Annotated in this window: 16 protein-coding genes and 1 pseudogene; 10 read left to right on the top strand and 7 right to left on the bottom strand. The window is 61.6% G+C overall.

Annotated features, from left to right (window positions below):
• Window positions 1-110: 110 nt before the first annotated feature.
• Window positions 111-1,343, bottom strand: a complete 1,233-nt coding sequence (locus RW095_RS13395; RefSeq protein WP_317019460.1) for an ABC transporter substrate-binding protein — start codon at window positions 1,341-1,343, stop codon at window positions 111-113.
• A gap of 332 nt (window positions 1,344-1,675) precedes the next feature.
• Here RW095_RS13395 and RW095_RS13390 point away from each other — a divergent pair, with 332 nt between their 5' ends.
• The 3 genes from RW095_RS13390 to RW095_RS13380 all read left to right on the top strand — a co-directional run bounded on the left by RW095_RS13390 (window position 1,676) and on the right by RW095_RS13380 (window position 4,483).
• Entirely contained in the window at window positions 1,676-2,449 is a 774-nt protein-coding gene (locus RW095_RS13390) for an SDR family oxidoreductase (protein ID WP_317019459.1), read from the top strand.
• A 27-nt stretch (window positions 2,450-2,476) separates the two neighbouring features.
• Entirely contained in the window at window positions 2,477-3,559 is a 1,083-nt protein-coding gene (locus RW095_RS13385; RefSeq protein ID WP_317019458.1) for an ABC transporter ATP-binding protein, read from the top strand.
• A gap of 63 nt (window positions 3,560-3,622) precedes the next feature.
• The gene (locus RW095_RS13380) at window positions 3,623-4,483 is read left to right on the top strand and encodes a MurR/RpiR family transcriptional regulator (protein WP_128596169.1); all 861 of its coding nucleotides are present in this window, start codon (window positions 3,623-3,625) and stop codon (window positions 4,481-4,483) included.
• 4 nt (window positions 4,484-4,487) lie between these two features.
• Here RW095_RS13380 and RW095_RS13375 read toward each other — a convergent pair whose 3' ends face one another.
• Both RW095_RS13375 and RW095_RS13370 read right to left on the bottom strand, forming a co-directional pair.
• Complete coding sequence (locus tag RW095_RS13375; protein ID WP_317019457.1) at window positions 4,488-5,333, bottom strand: IclR family transcriptional regulator; 846 nt, start codon at window positions 5,331-5,333, stop codon at window positions 4,488-4,490.
• On the bottom strand, window positions 5,330-6,187 hold the full coding sequence (locus tag RW095_RS13370) for an IclR family transcriptional regulator (protein ID WP_317019456.1): 858 nt from the start codon (window positions 6,185-6,187) through the stop codon (window positions 5,330-5,332). The genes RW095_RS13375 and RW095_RS13370 overlap by 4 nt, the downstream gene beginning before the upstream one ends.
• A 275-nt stretch (window positions 6,188-6,462) precedes the next feature.
• Between RW095_RS13370 and RW095_RS13365 the strand changes: the two genes are divergently transcribed.
• The 6 genes from RW095_RS13365 (at window position 6,463) to RW095_RS13340 (ending at window position 13,163) form a co-directional block, all read left to right on the top strand.
• Window positions 6,463-7,422: an MBL fold metallo-hydrolase gene (locus tag RW095_RS13365; RefSeq protein WP_317019455.1), complete on the top strand. Its 960-nt coding sequence runs from the start codon at window positions 6,463-6,465 to the stop codon at window positions 7,420-7,422.
• A 73-nt stretch (window positions 7,423-7,495) separates the two neighbouring features.
• Complete coding sequence (locus RW095_RS13360; protein ID WP_317019454.1) at window positions 7,496-9,214, top strand: FAD-dependent oxidoreductase; 1,719 nt, start codon at window positions 7,496-7,498, stop codon at window positions 9,212-9,214.
• 43 nt (window positions 9,215-9,257) lie between these two features.
• On the top strand, window positions 9,258-9,494 hold the full coding sequence (locus tag RW095_RS13355) for a DUF2783 domain-containing protein (protein WP_128584087.1): 237 nt from the start codon (window positions 9,258-9,260) through the stop codon (window positions 9,492-9,494).
• A gap of 181 nt (window positions 9,495-9,675) precedes the next feature.
• On the top strand, window positions 9,676-10,998 hold the full coding sequence (locus tag RW095_RS13350; RefSeq protein WP_317019453.1) for an MFS transporter: 1,323 nt from the start codon (window positions 9,676-9,678) through the stop codon (window positions 10,996-10,998).
• Between the two features lie 68 nt (window positions 10,999-11,066).
• Complete coding sequence (locus RW095_RS13345; RefSeq protein ID WP_317019452.1) at window positions 11,067-11,711, top strand: 4'-phosphopantetheinyl transferase family protein; 645 nt, start codon at window positions 11,067-11,069, stop codon at window positions 11,709-11,711.
• A gap of 255 nt (window positions 11,712-11,966) precedes the next feature.
• Window positions 11,967-13,163: a YbfB/YjiJ family MFS transporter gene (locus RW095_RS13340; RefSeq protein WP_317019451.1), complete on the top strand. Its 1,197-nt coding sequence runs from the start codon at window positions 11,967-11,969 to the stop codon at window positions 13,161-13,163.
• A 30-nt stretch (window positions 13,164-13,193) separates the two neighbouring features.
• Here the strand turns inward: RW095_RS13340 and RW095_RS13335 are convergent, their stop codons facing one another.
• Both RW095_RS13335 and RW095_RS13330 read right to left on the bottom strand, forming a co-directional pair.
• Window positions 13,194-13,667 (bottom strand): Lrp/AsnC family transcriptional regulator, encoded by a 474-nt coding sequence (locus RW095_RS13335; RefSeq protein WP_027778161.1) that lies wholly within the window; start codon window positions 13,665-13,667, stop codon window positions 13,194-13,196.
• A gap of 558 nt (window positions 13,668-14,225) precedes the next feature.
• Window positions 14,226-14,615: pseudogene (locus tag RW095_RS13330) on the bottom strand (substrate-binding domain-containing protein); the annotation flags it as partial.
• Between the two features lie 17 nt (window positions 14,616-14,632).
• Here RW095_RS13330 and RW095_RS13325 point away from each other — a divergent pair.
• Window positions 14,633-15,895, top strand: a complete 1,263-nt coding sequence (locus RW095_RS13325; protein ID WP_317019450.1) for a four-carbon acid sugar kinase family protein — start codon at window positions 14,633-14,635, stop codon at window positions 15,893-15,895.
• Here the strand turns inward: RW095_RS13325 and RW095_RS13320 are convergent.
• Window positions 15,892-16,692 carry an SDR family oxidoreductase gene (locus RW095_RS13320; RefSeq protein WP_317019449.1) on the bottom strand — a complete coding sequence of 267 codons (801 nt, stop codon included), beginning with the start codon at window positions 16,690-16,692 and terminating at the stop codon, window positions 15,892-15,894. The genes RW095_RS13325 and RW095_RS13320 overlap by 4 nt on opposite strands.
• 142 nt (window positions 16,693-16,834) lie before the next feature.
• Window positions 16,835-16,990, bottom strand: a complete 156-nt coding sequence (locus RW095_RS13315) for a DUF3309 family protein (RefSeq protein ID WP_128584074.1) — start codon at window positions 16,988-16,990, stop codon at window positions 16,835-16,837.
• Window positions 16,991-17,055: the final 65 nt, after the last annotated feature.

Here is a 17,055-nt window from a genome sequence, read left to right as displayed (position 1 = left end):
AGCATGACGGCCGGAATGCGCGCCGCGCTTTGGATCCGGCTGCGATTGCAGCCCCGGCGGCGCGCGTCCCGTGTGCAGCGAACTACCGCAATCTCACCGCGTAGCGCCGCTCAATGACCGAGCGACTTGTTGGCTTGCGTGGCCGCCGCATTCAATGCGTCAGCGGGCTTGGCTTTACCCAGATAGATCGACTGCATTGCGTCGGTCACGGCCTTCGCGGTGTCTTCCCAGCCTGTCACGGTCGGCGCGAAGCGGGCCGTTGGCAGCAATGCGACGAATGCTTTGGTATCCGGATCGTTGAACGCCGGGTCCGACGATTCAGCCTTGGTGGTCGGCAGGAAGCCCTCAGTGGTCGTGAACTCGACACGCGGTTCCTTCGTGAACAGATAGTCGAGGAACTTCCATGCGGACTTCTTCACCTTCGAGTTCTTGAACATCACGATCGAGTCCGTGACCGCGTAGGTGGCATGCGTGGTGCCCATCGGAATCGGATCGATGCCGTACTTGAGGTTCGGCGCTTCCTTCTTGATCTGTTTGGCGAGGAACGGTGCGGAGATCATCATTGCAACGCGGCCTTGCTTGAAGAGGTTCTGCACGTCTTCGCGGCTATAGCCGGTTACGCCAGGCTGCGTCAGGCCTTGATCGATCAGCGACTTGTACAGCGTCGCTGCCTTGATGCCCGCGGGCGAGTTGAACGCCGCCTTGTTGTCCTTGCCGATTACTTCACCGCCGTTCGTCCACAGTGCATAGTAAAAGTAGACGTCCGTTTCGATTTCCTTGCCCTGCAGGCCGAAGCCGGCAATGCCTTGCGCTTTCAGCTTCTTCGACGCTTCGATTACGTCGTTCCATGTTTTAGGGCCGTCGGGATAGCCGGCTTTCGCAAGCAGGTCCTTGTTGTAGTAGAGCGCTCGTGCGGAAGCCGCAATCGGCAGGCCATAGACCTTGCCGTTGATCTCGCCCGGCGCGAGGAACGGACCGATGAAACGGCCTTTGAAGCTCGCATCCATGTAGCCGTCGAGCGGCTCCGCCACGTCGTCCTTCACGAAGTCCAGCAGCCAGCGCGTGCCCACGATCGCGAGATCGGCGTTCGCGTTGCCGGAAATATCCGTCTGAAGTTTCTGTTGCAGCGTGTCCCAGTTCACGTCCTCGATCTTGATGGTCGTGCCGGGATTGGCTTTCTCGAAGTTGCGAGCCATCTTTTCGAAGTACGGCGCGGTCGCATCGCTGTAGTGCGCGACGGTCACGCGAACCGTGTCGGCGTGGGCCGCCACGGCAATACCTGCAAACGCGAGCGCCACGGCAACTTTGCCGAGCGCGAGGGAAGCACGGGCATGCAACGACATTTCTCTCTCCTGTGTCGACCTGGTTAGTGCTGTCGCACTTGCCAAGGTCCCATCAACGATTGGTGGGATGGTCCGCTGCCGTCGCCGGCCGCTGTGGTTGAATTGTTTGAAAAAATCCTACACGGCTAAAAATGCGTTGTCACGTAGGGTCTGCGATATTTCGTTCAAGGTGGTTTTGTGCATAAGATGCCTGTAGAGAAGGCATATTCTGCGTGCGGCATACGGTACGAAACCCAATATTCGGGATGACGAAGGGTGGCGCAGCTTCCATGCTGTAATAAATTTACAGACGATTTGGATCAGCGCGGCAAGCATGAATAGCGAGGGCGAAAATGAATCGTGTGGTGTTGGTGACGGGCGCTTGCGGCGGCATCGGCAGCGTGTTGTGCAAGCGTTTCGTCGAGCAGGGCGACACCGTGCTCGCGCTCGACATCGATGCGTCGGCGCTTGAGCGCTTGACGAAGCAACTCGGCGAAACGCAGGTCAGCCCGATTGCGGTCGATCTCGGCGACGCGGCTGCGGTGCAGCAAGCGGTTGCAGCCGCCGTGGAAAAACGCGGACCGGTGGATGTGCTCGTGGCCAATGCGGGCGCGGCCGAAGGTTTGACGCTCGCCACGACCGATGCCGCGAGCTGGCAGCGCGACATTCATCTGAACCTGAACGGCACCTATCACACCGTCGAGGCCGTGCGTTCGTCAATGATCGAGCGTAAGAGCGGAGCGCTAGTGCTGATCGGTTCGGTGAACGGTTTGGCCGCGCTCGGGCATCCCGCGTATAGCGCGGCGAAGGCGGGGCTGATCAGTTACACAAAAGCGCTTGCCGTGGAATTGGGCCGCTACGGGATTCGCGCGAACATCGTCTGTCCGGGCACGGTCAAGACGCAGGCATGGCAGGCTCGCGTCGACAAGAACCCGCAGGTGTTCGAGGACCTGAAGAAGTGGTACCCGTTGCGCGATTTCGCAACGCCTGACGATATCGCCGACGCGGTGCTGTTTCTCGCTTCGCCTATGGCCCGCGTGATCACCGGTGTAGCGTTGCCCGTCGACGGCGGACTGATGGCCGGCAACCGTCTGATGGCTCAAGAGTTGACGCTCGAATCGCTTTGATAGAAACCGCAAGACGATGAGGAAAGCATGGCAGCAGTGCAACTGAGCGGCATCTTCAAACGCTATGGCGACACGCAGGTCGTGCACGGCATCGACCTTCATATCGACGACGGCGAGTTCGTCGTGCTCGTGGGCCCGTCGGGCTGCGGCAAAAGCACGTTGATGCGGATGGTCGCGGGGCTCGAGGAGATCAGCGGCGGCGACCTGATGATCGGCGGCACGCGCGCGAATAATCTTGCGCCGCAACAGCGCAATATCTCGATGGTGTTTCAGAGCTACGCGCTTTATCCGCATCTGTCGGTGTATGAAAATATCGCTTTCGGCCCGCGAATTCGCAAGGAGTCGCCGGCAAATTTCAAGCCGCGAATAGAGGCCGCCGCGAAGATGCTCAATCTCGGCGGCTATCTCGACCGCTTGCCGCGCGCATTGTCGGGCGGGCAACGCCAGCGTGTGGCGATGGGCCGCGCGGTGGTGCGCGAGCCGTCGCTGTTTCTGTTCGACGAACCGCTGTCCAATCTCGACGCAAAGCTGCGCGTGCAAATGCGCACGGAGATCAAGGCATTGCATCAACGCCTGAAAAACACGGTGATTTACGTGACGCACGATCAGATCGAGGCCATGACGATGGCTGACCGCATCGTCGTGATGAACGCCGGGCGGATCGAACAGATTGGGCGTCCGCTAGAGCTCTACGATCACCCTGCGAATCTTTTCGTCGCAAGCTTTCTCGGCTCGCCGTCGATGAATTTCGCCGAAGGCGTCCTCGTGAACCGCGCGCAAGGCTCGGGACTCGCATTGAAACTCGCGGACGGTGGCGAGATCGTGCTCGAAGGCGCGCCTGCTTCGGCGACGGTCGGCGCGAAGGTCACACTAGGCGTGCGGCCCGAACACATCGAGACAATGACGCAGACGCCCGATGCGGCGATGCAAGTGGAAGTCGTGGAGCCGACTGGCGCCGAAACGCATCTGTACGGGAAGATAGGCGGCGATACGTGGTGTGTGACGACACGTCAACGTTCGAAGGTCGAGCCTGGTGAGCGCGTCACGCTGCGCTTGCCGGCCGCTCACATTCACCTGTTCGATACGGAGAGTGGGCGCAGACTGGTCTGAGCCGCGTGTTGCCGTTTGAGGCTGCGACCGACGCGGATTCATTTAACCCTTAAGGAACATCGGGTGTCCGCACCGAACTTGATTCCCCACATCCGCAGCGCACTCGCCAATTTGCGGCCCGCCGAACGCAAGGTCGCGGACATGGTGCTGAGCGACGTCGACTTCGCGATGCGCGCGAGCATTACTGAACTTGCGCAGCGCGCGGACGTGTCGGAGCCTTCTGTCACGCGATTTTGCCGCGCGATTGGCGCGCATGGTCTGCGCGACTTCAAGATGCAGTTGGCGCAGAGCGTGGCGGGCGGGTTGCCGTATGCGTCGGCGGCGATCGCGCGCGACGACGACGTGCAGACCTTGATGGACAAAGTGGGCGAGGCCGCCGTCGATGGCATTACGCATGCGCGAGGCGCGCTGGATCCGGCGGTGGTCGAAAGCGCCATTGCCGCGCTTTCGAGCGCACGACGCGTGTTCTTCTTCGGCGTCGGCTCGGGTTCGGGGCTAGTCGCGCAAGACGCGGCGTTGCGGTTCTTGCGTCTGGACATCGCAGCCACGGCTTTTACCGACGGTCACTTGCAGCGGCTGTATGCCGGCATGATGGAACCTGGCGACGTCGCCTTTGCCATTTCGCATTCAGGACGCAGCACGGAGGTGAACGAAAGCATCCAGATCGCGAAGGAGCGCGGCGCGACGACGATCGCGCTCACCAATGTCGGCTCGCGCCTCGCGTGGCTCGTGGATATACCGCTGCTGCTGCGCGTGCCGAGCCCGATCGATCCGAATACGCCCGGCGTCTCGCGGCTCGTGCATCTTTGCATCATGGACGCGCTTGCAATCGGCGTCGCGCTCAAGGCGGGGCCGAAGACGCTGGAGAAGATGCGGCATGCGAAGGCGAGGCTGTCGTCGCATGAGCCGCAGACGGGGGATTAGGGGCTCACCCCGCCCCCATCCATCCAAACCTCCGCGACAACCTCAACGTCGCCGCACACAGCGTCTGCGCGGGCTCGCCCGTCGCGTCGCTGTCGAAGCTGCCGCTCGGCCCCATCAACGCGAGCACGAGGCAAATGCTGCCGGTGTGGTCGAACACAGGCGCCGCCAGCGTGTCGATGCCGGGCACCGGCCGGCTCAGCGCACTGTCCATGCCGCCCGCGCGAATCTGCGCAAGACGCTGCGCGTACGCTTCCTTCAGCTTTGGTCCGTGCTTGTCGGCAAGAGCATCGGCAGCGTTCGCGCCCGCCAGCCGCAAATGATCCTGCGCGAGCAGACCAGCACGTACATCGTCAGCCACATAGGCGGCGAACACGCGGCCGATCGCCGTATTCACCAGCGACATCACCGTGCCCACCCGCAAGCTCACATGCAACGGCCGCGCCGATTCCTCCAGCCGCACGACGGTCGGCCCAAGCGGACCGAGCACCGCCATTGCGACGCTCATAGCCGTCGATGCCGCCAGTTCGACCACTTCCGGCCCGGCTTCACGCGTCGGCGAAAGTCGCTGCAGGCCGATCAGACCGAGTTCCAGCGCAAGCGGCCCGGCTTCGAAACAGCCGGACGCATCGCGGCTCAGCAAGCCGATTTTCAGCAGACTCACCAGATGCGGGAACGCTTTCGCCGGCGGCATCCCGGCTGCGGCGGCGAGATCGCGCAATGTCAACGGCCGCGCCGCCGCGACGAGCGCGGCCAGCAGGTCGCCGGTGCTGTCGAGCGACTGAATGCCGCGCTGCGGCTTCGCATCAGCGGAAGCGGGCGGTAAAGAAGAGGTATCGGCAGGAGCGGTCACGGTGCGGTCGATACAAGCAGGGAAGATCCGGCGGCAAGCTCACCGCCGATGTCGCGAGCCGCTGCGAGCAACGCGCGAGCGACGGGGCCATCGGCGGCCACGTCGATTGCGCCAGTCGAGCCGATCACCGTCAACGCCAAGGCCAGACGACCGTCGTGAGCGAACACTGGCGCGCTCAGGCTGCTGATGCCCGGACTCGGCGCGTCGACGCTGCATTCCAGGCCGCGCGCGCGGATCTTGTCCAGCACCGCCTGAAAAGCGGCGTCTTCGCTCGATTTGGTGGACGTGCTTTGCGCAGGGCCCGACTGATTTGCCCACATCGTTTCGAGCGTCTCGCTCGGCAGATAGGCGCAAAACACGCGTCCCGTGGACGTGGCCGGCAGCGACATCACCGTGCCCACATGCAGATTTACATGCAATGGAAATCCCGCATGTTCGTAGCGGACGATGGTCGGCCCCTGCGGCCCCGCAATACAGATCGCGACGCTGAATCCGATCGCTTCGGCCAACGCGGCCACGCGCGGCATGGCCGCGCGAAATGCCGGTTGATTCTCCAGATGCAACAGACCCAGGCGCAACGACAACGGACCGGGCTCGTAGCGGCCGGAGAGTTCATCGCGCTTGATGAGGCCAAGGCGGCTCAAGCTGACCAGATACGCGTGCGCCTGCCCCGGCGCGAGTTCGGCGGCGGCGGAGAGGTCCGACAGTGCCAACGGTGCGCGCGCCCGCGCCAGCGCGAGCAACACCCGGCCGCCGACTTCAACGCTTTGAATGCCACGCTGCGTCTTGCCGCCGTCCGTCGTCTGGCTGCCGCCCGAGCCTTTGCTCGGGGCTGGTTTCGCTGCTTTGCCCACGCCTGTGTTTGTCCGAAAAAGCGTCCATGTTAACCGAAGCCCGGCTGCAAACCTCGCTGTTCATACCTCCATCTCAGAGGGCGGAATATTTGCGTATAGCGATAGATTTCGCTATTGACAAATAAACTGACGCGGCCATAAGATGCATTCACCCCGATTCACCGGCGCAGTCACAGAGTCAAAAACGGGGCGAGACAACCTTCAATACCGCCAGCCCGCGCCGAGGCGCGCCGCCGGCCGTCTCGCCTCACGTCCAACTTTTGAGGGAGACAAGCATGGCAAAGGCGTTCGCATCCCAGGCCGATCTGGAAGTCAAGAAAGTCACGTGGACGCAACTGTCCGAGAACGCGTACGCGTACACGGCGGAAGGCGATCCGAACTCGGGCGTGATCATTGGCGACGACGGCGTGCTGATCGTCGATACCACCGCCACGCCGGCCATGGCGCAAGACCTCATCGCGAAGATTCGCAGCGTGACCGACAAGCCCATCAAATATGTCGTGCTTTCGCACTATCACGCGGTGCGCGTGCTCGGCGCGTCGGCGTATTTCGAGGAAGGCGCGCAGGAAATCATTGCGAGCCGCGGCACATACGAGATGATTGTCGAGCGTGGCGAAGCGGACATGAAGTCGGAGATCGAGCGCTTCCCGCGTCTTTTCGCCGGCGCCGAAAGCGTGCCGGGCCTGACGTGGCCGACGCTCGTGTTCGAAAAGGAAATGACGCTGTTCCTCGGCAAGCTCGAAGTGCGCATCGCGCATCTTGGCGCGGGCCACACGAAGGGCGACACGGTGGTGTGGCTGCCGTCGCAGAAGGTGCTGTTTTCCGGCGATCTCGTCGAATACGACGCGGCCTGCTATTGCGGCGACGCCCAACTCGAACAATGGCCCGCCACGCTCGAAGCATTGCGCGCGCTCAATGCGGAGAAACTCGTGCCGGGCCGCGGCCCAACGCTGACCACGCCCGAAGACGTCAACAAGGGCCTCGATTACACGAAGGATTTCGTCACCACGCTGTTGCAGCAAGGTCGCGAAGCGGTCGCACAGAAGCTCGATCTGAAGGCCGCGATGGCGCACACGCGCAAGGCAATGGATCCGAAGTTCGGGCACGTGTTCATTTACGAACATTGCTTGCCGTTCGACGTCTCGCGCGCTTTCGACGAAGCGAGCGGCATCACGCATCCGCGCATCTGGACTGCGCAGCGCGACAAGGAAATGTGGGACGCACTGCAAGCCTGATCTGCATACGAATAGAAGCTGATAAAAGCAGGCAAGCACAGCAGAGCAAAGCGGAGACGGACGGAGACACAAGATGAGCATCAACTACCAGACACTGTCGTTCGAATACCGGCCGTGCCGCGAACAGAACGCGCAAGACATGCACAGCGGCGCGGAGCAGACGGCCTATCCGGTAATCGTGGTCGGCGCGGGCCCGGTGGGCCTCGCCACGGCGATCGACATCGCGCAGCAGGGCGTGCCGGTCGTACTTGTGGACGACGACTGTTCGTTGTCCACGGGCTCGCGCGCGATCTGCTTCTCGAAGCGCTCGCTCGATATTTTCGATCGGCTCGGATGCGGTCAGCGGATGGTGGACAAGGGCATCAGCTGGAATGTCGGCAAGGTGTTCCTCAAAGACGATCTCGTCTATTCGTTCAATCTGCAGCCGGAAGCGGGCCACCATCGGCCCGCGTTCATCAACTTGCAGCAGTATTACGTCGAAGGCTTCCTGCTCGAACGCGCGCAGCAAATGCCGAACATCGAGATTCGCTGGAAAAGCAAAGTGGTCGGTGTGCAACAAAGCGGAACGCCGGGAACGTGCGACGCAGCGGTGACGTTGACCGTCGACACGCCCAACGGTCAGTACGCGTTGCGCGGCCGCTATGTGGTCGCCGCCGATGGCTCGCGTAGTCCGATTCGGCATCTGATGGGACTCGACAGCAAAGGCGTCACATTCAAGGATCGCTTCCTGATCGCCGACGTGAAAATGGAAGCAGACTTTCCGACCGAGCGCTGGTTCTGGTTCGATCCGCCGTTTCACCCAAATCAATCGGTGCTGCTGCATCGTCAGCCGGACAACGTGTGGCGAATCGATTTCCAGCTTGGATGGGACGCCGATCCGGTGCTGGAAAAAACGCCGGAGCGCGTCATCCCACGTGTGCGCGCGTTGCTCGGACCCGACGCAAAGTTCGAACTGGAATGGGTCAGCGTCTATACGTTTTCGTGTTTGCGCATGGAGCGCTTCCGGCACGGCAACGTGCTGTTCGCGGGCGATTCCGCGCACGGCGTGTCGCCGTTCGGCGCACGCGGTGCTAATAGCGGCGTGCAGGACGCGGAAAACCTCGCATGGAAGCTGGCGATGGTGCTTGAAGGTAAAGCATCGGACGCGTTGCTCGACACGTATGCAAGCGAACGCGAATTTGCCGCCGACGAAAACATCCGCAACTCGACACGTGCCACCGATTTCATCACACCGAAGAGCCCCGTGAGCCGCGTGTTCCGCGACGCTGTCTTGAAGCTCGCGCGTCATCATCCGTTTGCGCGACAACTGACGAACAGTGGCCGCCTGTCGGTGCCCGCAGTGTTGAGCGACTCGCCGCTCAATACGCCGGACAGCGACAGCTTCGAAGGCTCGATGGTGCCGGGCGCTGCCTGTGTTGATGCGCCGGTGCAGGCGGCGCGCGAACCGGCGTGGCTGCTCGCTCATCTTGGCCAGCAATTTACTGGCGTGCTGTTCTGTGGCGAACATGGCATCGACGCGCAAACCGAAACTGCGTTAAATACCCTTCGCACAGGCGCGATTCCTTTGAAACTCGTTGTGGTCACGCGTGGCGAAGCGCCGACGCCCGCGATAGCGGACGTGAAGATTGTGCGCGACGCGGAAGGCCTGGCGAGCGCGCGCTACGACGCGCAACCGGGAACGTTCTATCTGATCCGGCCGGACCAGCATGTATGCGCGCGCTGGCGGCGACTCGACGTGCCCGCGGTGGAGAACGCGTTGAAACGCGCGTTGTGCGTCGAAGGCACAGCCTGAAATCACCGCACGCGTAGCGATAAATAGAATCTGGAGACACAACATGGCACTGAACACGCAACCGAATCTCGCGCGTCCGGACGATTTCTACGAGGCGCTGATTGACATGCATCGCGACCTCGACGACGCACAAAGCCAGTCGGCGAATGCGCAACTCATTCTGTTGCTCGCCAACCATATCGGCGATCACGCGACGCTGCTCGAAGCGATCCGGCTTGCACGCGAAGGCGTGGCTGATGCAGCGACGCAAGGCGGCGAGACTCATCCACTCGCGGCGTGATCCACCCTACATGTAGCGTGAACGCGCAGCCGGCTCGTCAGGTCGCGCGCACTTCATCACGACCGTAGGGCGGTTCCGCGCATTCGCGCGCCGTCACCCCAGCAGACAACAACGCGGTGCATCAAGACGCCGGACCCGTGGGTCCGTTGGACCCTTCACGCCTCATGTTTGGAGATAACCGATGAGTCAATCCCTTGCACCCGCGCTCGAGCCGAGGTCAGGCACTGCCGCGCATGACGATTTGCTGTATCGCAAAGTATCGCTGCGTATCATCCCGTTTCTGTTTCTCTGCTATGTCGTGTCATTTCTGGATCGCATCAACATTGGCTTCGCGCAATTGCAGATGAAGCATGACCTCGGTTTCAGCGACGCCATGTACGGTCTCGGCGCCGCCGTGTTCTACATCGGCTATGTGCTGTTCGAAGTGCCCAGCAATCTCCTGCTTTCGCGATTCGGCGCACGCCGCACGTTCACGCGGATCATGCTGCTCTGGGGCGTGGCGTCGGTCGGCATGATGATGGTGTCGACGCCCGCGCATTTCTATGTGCTGCGCTTCATGCTTGGCGTCTTTGAAGCGGGCTTTTTTCCGGGCATCGTGCTGTATCTGACCTATTGGTATCCGGCGCGGCGGCGCGCGGCCGTGCTGTCGGTTTTCTTCGCGGGCGTCGCGGTTGCCGGCGTGCTCGGTGGCCTGGTGTCGGGCTGGATCATGCGTGATATGGGCGGCGTGCTCGGTCTGTACGGCTGGCAGTGGATGTTCATGATCGAAGGCGCACCCGCCGTCCTGCTTGGGCTCGTCGCCGCGTTTTATCTCGTCGACGGCCCGCAGCATGCAAAATGGCTCACCGCTGGCGAGAAAGCGCGACTAATCGCCCAACGCGATGAGGACCGCACGGCATCGTCGCATTCATCACACTCGTTCATGCAGGCTTTGCGCAATCCGCGCGTCTACCTGTTCGCGTTCATCTATTTTTCGTTGACATGTGCGTCGTTGACGCTCAGTTTCTGGATGCCGCTGATGATTCGCGACTTCGGCATTCGCGATGTTCTGGCAATCAGTCTCTACAGCGTCATTCCGAATGCAATCGGGGCGGTCGGTCTGGTGTTGATCGCGCGTCATTCCGACCGGCGGGCAGAGCGTCGCCGGCATTTCGCGGTATGCACGATTGGCGGAGGCATTGCGCTTTCGCTTTTGACGCTGCATTTAAGCAGTTTTCCAGCGATGCTCGCGATTCTGTCGCTCGCTACGGTGCTGATCTTCTCTGCGCTGCCGATCTTCTGGACCGTTCCTTCGAGCTATCTGTCAGGCGCCGCGGCGGCGGGCGGCATCGCGTTGATTAGCAGCATCGGCATCACGAGCGGCATAGTGAGCCCGTGGGTGATCGGGCAGATCAAAACACACACCGGCAGCATGGATAGCGCGCTTTATCTGCTCACCGGATTGCTGTTCGCGAGCGGTGTCGCGCTGTTGATCGGCGTGCCGAAAGAGGCAAAGAGGGCGTAGGATCCCGCCGCTCCGAATAGAAGCCATCATGTAGAGTCGCGGTAATTCCATTGCGCTCAATTCTTCCGATGCCTGCCACCGTCGAACCGCTTGCGCTTCAGCATCAAGGGCCGCCCGACGTTTCGTTGTGGCGGGTCGATCTGTGTTTCGACGCGTCGCTCGATGCCGTGGCGTTCGCGTCCCTCAGCCACGACGAGCGCGAACGAGCGCACAACTTCCGTCGCCGCGAAGACGCGCTGCGCTTCGCCTCGACCCGCGCGGCGTTGCGCGAATTGCTCGCGCAACGCATGGGCGTCGAAGCTCATGCCGTGCGCTTCGCACTCGATGCAAACCGGCGCCCACGGCTCGCGGATTCGACAGCGCCCGATTTCAACGTCTCCCATGCGGGCGCCTTTGGTTTGATCGCGATGTCTAATGTGCGGCGCGTCGGCGTCGATATCGAACAGCACAGCGACAGGTTCGACTGGCGTTCCATCATGAAGCTAACGCTCGATCAAGACGAGGCTGCGTGGATCGAGCGCCTCAATCCTTCCGAACAGATGGCTGCGTTCTACGACGCATGGACGGCGAAGGAAGCGCTCGTCAAAACGACAGGCGTGGGCATCACGCGAGGCTTGCAGCATCTCGCCGTGCTGCCGCGCGAAGGCAATCGCGTGATGCTGCGCAATGCGCCATTGCGCACGACATGCGTGAGATATCCGCGCAATGGATAGCGGCGCCGCATGGCTATGCCGCGTGCGTCGCGTGGTCGCTGTCGCCGTCGCTGGCGCCGCTTGCGCCGTAACACGCGGGTTGTCGGTGCACGCCTTGCCGCGCGTCATAATGCAACTAACTGTCAGCCCCGCACCCCGTCTCCCGGTATGATGGCGAAGCGCGACAAAGCCGAGAACCAGAACCGCTTAGCAGCAATGCCTCTCCATCCACACTAGCCCATGCCGACAAACCCGTCCGACGCTGCCGCATCCTCCATGGCCAACCACGCGGTGCAGCGCGTTCCCATGTTGATGCTGGCAACCGCGTTGTCGTTGGGAAGCGCGATCGCGCTGGGCCTCGCGCGCTTCGCCTACGCGCTGCTATTACCGTCGATGAAACTCGACCTCGGCTGGACCTTCGCTGAAGCCGGGGCGATGAATACCGCGAATGCGCTTGGCTATCTGCTCGGCGCGCTGGCTTTCCCACGACTCGCGCGTCGCTGGCAGGCAGACAAACTGTTCGTGGCCGGCTGCGTGGCCACTGCGCTTCTCATGGCGGCCTGCAGCCTGCTTGCCGACACCAATTCGCTGCTCGTATTGCGCGTGATCACTGGCGCGAGCAGCGCTGCCGTTTTCATTAGCGGTGGCGTGCTCGCCGCGCGGCTTGCATCGGCGAGCCCGCGCGATGCGGGCCTCGTTCTGGGCTTGTATTACGGGGGCACGGGATGGGGCATTGTCGCTTCGTCAGTACTGGTGCCGTTGACCATTCTCAACCGCGTGCATGGCTGGCAGTTCGCCTGGTTTGCATTGGCTGCCGCATGCGCGGCATTCAGCGTTGCCGCCGTCGGCGCGGCACGCAAGATCGAGGGCGTGCACGCGGTGGCGGCACCGGCGCACCTGGCTAATACAGACGACGCCCCGCGCTGGCCGCGTTTCGTTCGTGCGCTCGGCGGCTATGCTCTGTTCGGCGTCGGCTATATCGGCTACATGACGTTCATTGTCGCGTTGTTGCGCAACGCGGGCATGAGCGCCACTGTCGTCACGGGTTTTTATCTGTTGCTCGGTATCGCGACGGTGCTTTCCGCGCGCCTGTGGTCAGGGTTGCTCGACCGCATGCGCGGCGGTCAGGCGCTCGCCGTGCTCAATGCGTTGCTTGCGGTCGCGACCCTGTTGCCCGCGCTGTTCACCCAACCGTGGATCGCGTTTGTATCGGGCGCGCTGTTCGGCGCGACGTTCCTGTCCGCCGTTGCATCGACGACGGCGTTCGTGCGCCACAACCTGCCGACGAGCCACTGGGCAAAAGGCATCAGTGCGTTCACGATCGTCTTTGCGTTCGGACAGATCGTTGGGCCGATGGTGATCGGCTGGGTGTCCGACGGAGCAGGTCTTGCTCGCGGCCTCATCTATTCCGCGCTGTTGCTGGCGGGCGGCGCTGTGCTCGCCGCATGTCAAAGACCGCTGCGCCAGGATTGAATGCGCACGTTGAATGCGAGCGGCGGCTGGTTATACCTGCACCGATGGAATGCTCTTCATACAGCGCAGCGCAAACATCGAGCGGCTATGACGAATGCCCGCGATCTTGTATAGCTTTTCGCGCAAGAAGCGCTCATAACCCGCGGTGCCATCTACAGCTACCTTGACCAGGTAATCGTAATCGCCCGACACCAGGTACGCTTCGAGGACTTCGGTGAGTGTCGCGAGTTCGGCGCCGAAGCGCGCGAGCGCATCGTCGTCGTGACGGTCGAGCGTCACTTCGAGCAGCACGATATCCGCAAAGCCGAGCTTCTGCTGATCGAGCAGCGCGACATAGCCGCGAATGTAGCCTTCGTTTTCCAGTTGACGTGTGCGATTCCAGCATGCAGTGGTCGACATGCCGACCAGTTCGGCCAGCTCCGCATTGCTTAAGCGCGCGTTCTTTTGCAATGCGCGCATGATCCTGCGGTCCTGATTGTCCAGCGCGCGATTTTTGGGGCTCATGGCCGACCCGGAAGGTTGTTCGTCCAACTCTGATTCTATCGGAAGAACGTCCTGAGAGTCGCTACACCGCGTGTCGCATTCGGAAGCCTATCCAGAGTGGCGGCCGGTATATTTTCAGGGTGCATTCGTGCCCGGGACAACCGTCAGGATCGCCAACAAGCCGGCGCCATTCGCGGCCACAAGCTGCTACGGCTATATCGCTGCTTTTACCGAAGGCGGCAAGAGAGAAACTGCGACGCTACCGTATCGCAGCGAAGGCTCGCTCGGACACGAATGCATGTACCGCAACGAGCATCGAAACCGCATCAAGACCCGCATGAAAAGACGCGCGGCCACATACGGGCCGCGCCACGGGATAGGTTTCGAGTGATCAATGGAAGATGAGGTAAAGAATTACCAGCACGATTACCGGAACACCGAGAAGCCAGCCAAGTAGGTAAGGCATGATGTATCTCCTTTCGTATCGGGTTGGAACACGAAAGAGATTGAGCATCTTGCGTGCCCGGGTATCTGTGATCGCTGCATGTCGGCGCCCAGCATGCGCGAAAGCCCCATAAATCAAGGCAAATTCTCACGCAACACGATGCTGAACTGCACCGGTTTCACGTCGCTCATCGCATCGCGCTTATCGCGCACGTTGCGGAAAATCCGCAAACAGCTTCCCACCATTGCCTGCGGAGTCTGTGTGATCAATGCGCCCATTGTTCCGTCGATTAGCAAGGCTCGCGTGTCCGGCGTCAGGCCGTGCCCGACGAAAAGAATCTTCTGTTCCGAGCGCGCTTCGACGATGGCGCGCGCCACGCCATCCGATCCGCCGACACTGTTGTAGATGCCGGCGAGGTCCGGATGCTGCTCCAGCAGCTTGCGCGTCTGCACATAATTGCGCTCGCTATCGTCCTGTCCTTCGCGCAGTCCAATTACGCGCACTTGTGGAAACGTGGATCGCACGCGCCGGCTTGAGCACCATGCTGCTGTTAGCGCCACTGGACGCAATGCATCTGGGAAAGCTCGGCCCGCTCGATGCGATTGGCGTGGCGGGCGCGGCGCGTACGATGTCGCCGGATCAGCAGCGAGCCGAGCTCGCACACGTCGGTCAGGCGTTTGCCAAATTCGGCGTGCGCGTGATGCACTACAAGGTGTGTTCGACTTTCGATAGCGCGCCGGGAACGGGCAGCATTGGCGTGGCGATTCGCACGTTGCGCGACTATTGCGCGAACCCGCTTGTTGCAGTGATTGGCGGACAGCCCAGTCTGCGGCGCTATTGCGTGTTTGGTGACCTGTATGCAGCGGCGGGCGCTGACGATGGCGAATCGTCCATCTATCGAATCGATCGTCATCCGACCATGAGCCGGCATCCCGTTACGCCGATGAGCGAGGCGGACCTGCGCGTGCATCTGCAGCGGCAGGGCGTGGATAACGTGCAGTCCATCGACTGGCGCTGCTATGCGGCAGGCGACGCCGCGCTGCAAACAGAGCTGCAACGCCGGCTCGCTTTGCGGCCCGACGCTGTGCTGTTCGACGTGCTCGACGATTCGCATCTTTACGCGATTGGGCGCTTGCTGACGCATCAGGCGAGAAGCGCCGCCCCGCTGCTTGCGGTAGGCGCGAGCAGCGTCGCGCAGGCGTATGCCTCCGCGCTCGGCCCATCGGCTGCAAGTGAAGCAGCGCCGCAGCGCGAACGGTTGGCTCGTGCACGCAGTCCGGTATTCGCGTTGGCCGGCAGCCTGTCGCCGTTGACCGAGGTGCAGATCCGCGCCGCGCATTCATATCGCCACATTGAACTGGACCCGCCGCAGATGACGGGTGAATCAGCACACGGGTATCTAACGGCGCAAGTGGCAGTAATCGCCGATGCGTTGCGCAATGGAAGCAATGTACTGGCCTTCACGTCGCGGCGTGAACCGGGCGCTATTGAATCGTCCGGCGCGTTACCGCAACTCGCTCACGCTTGCGCGGCATTGCTGAGGCAAGTGCTCGACGCGGTGAAGTTACAGCGTGTCGGCATTGCGGGAGGTGACACGTCGAGTATCGCGGTGCGAGCACTCGGCGCATGGGGTTTGTCGTATCTTGCGCCGCTGTCGGCCGGCGTGAGCGTGTGCCGTGTCCACGCCGACAGTCCGCAACTGGATGGTATCGAGTTGATGCTCAAAGGCGGCCAGATGGGCGAGACAGATCTATTCGAAAAACTGCTCGAAGGTCATGGCGACAACGAGCATACCGACCTCTAACCATTGTCGACGAATCCCGGATAGAGCGTCATGCCGCCGTCGACAAACAGAGTTGTGCCTACAACATAGTCACTTTCATCGGATGCGAGCCAGACGGCAGCCTTGCCGATGTCTTCCACTTCGCCTACCCGGCCATAAGGGATCAGTTGCAATAGTTTGTCGCGCGCCGCGCTCGTGTCCCACGCGTCCCGATTGATCTGCGTGCGAATCGCGCCGGGTGCAATCGAATTCACGCGAATGCGTTCCGGTGCCACCTCTTGCGCGAGTGACTTCATGAACATCTGAACGCCGCCTTTCGACGCGGCGTAATTGACATGTCCGGCCCACGGAATCACCTCGTGGACCGAACTCATGCAAATGATCTTGCCAAGCGCTTTCGATACCGATGTCGGCCCGCGTCGACGGAATTCTTTTACGGCTGCCTGGGCGGTGAGGAATTGCCCCGTCAGATTGGTGGCCAACACCGTTTGCCAATCGTCTAGCGTCATCTCCGCAAAAGCGCTGTCCTTCTGCAAACCGGAATTGGCGACGACGATATCCACTGTGCCGAAGCGAGCGCGGCAGGCTTCGAACATCGCATCGATATCAGCGGGATTCGATACATCCGCTTTAACCGCGATTGCAGCGCCGCCTGACTGATTGATTTCATCAGCGAGTTTCTCGGCCGATTCAGCGTGCGAATGATAATTCAGAGCGACGGATGCGCCCGCATCGGCGAGCGCCTTTGCAACGCCATAGCCGATGCCCGAGCTTGCGCCCGTGACCAGCGCGAATTGATTGGCGAGTAACTTTTCCATCGCTATTCCTCGGGGTTGAACGAGCCTTTCGTCTATGTACGAATGTAGCGAGGCCGCCGGATTTGCGCGCAGTTCACTGCATCGCGATCCGGCGGCCGGGCCTGCGTGGACTTATTGATGATGTGACCGCGTCACGGAACGGCTATACCACGCCGGCGACCAGCAGCACGATCACGACGATCAGCACGACGCCGAGACCACCCATCGGTGCATAGCCCCATGAACGGCTATGCGGCCACGTCGGCAACGCGCCAATCAGGAGAAGAATCAGCACAACCAGAAGAATAGTTCCCAGCATATATGACCTCCGCTTGGTTGATGGAGCTGCCTTTCGGTGGCCTCACACTCCAGATTGTCGTGCGA

It is taken from the genome of Paraburkholderia kirstenboschensis, from assembly GCF_032806925.1.
GTDB lineage: Bacteria > Pseudomonadota > Gammaproteobacteria > Burkholderiales > Burkholderiaceae > Paraburkholderia > Paraburkholderia kirstenboschensis.
Note: the sequence above shows the minus strand (reverse complement) of the source record. Positions and strands in the feature narration are given on the sequence as shown.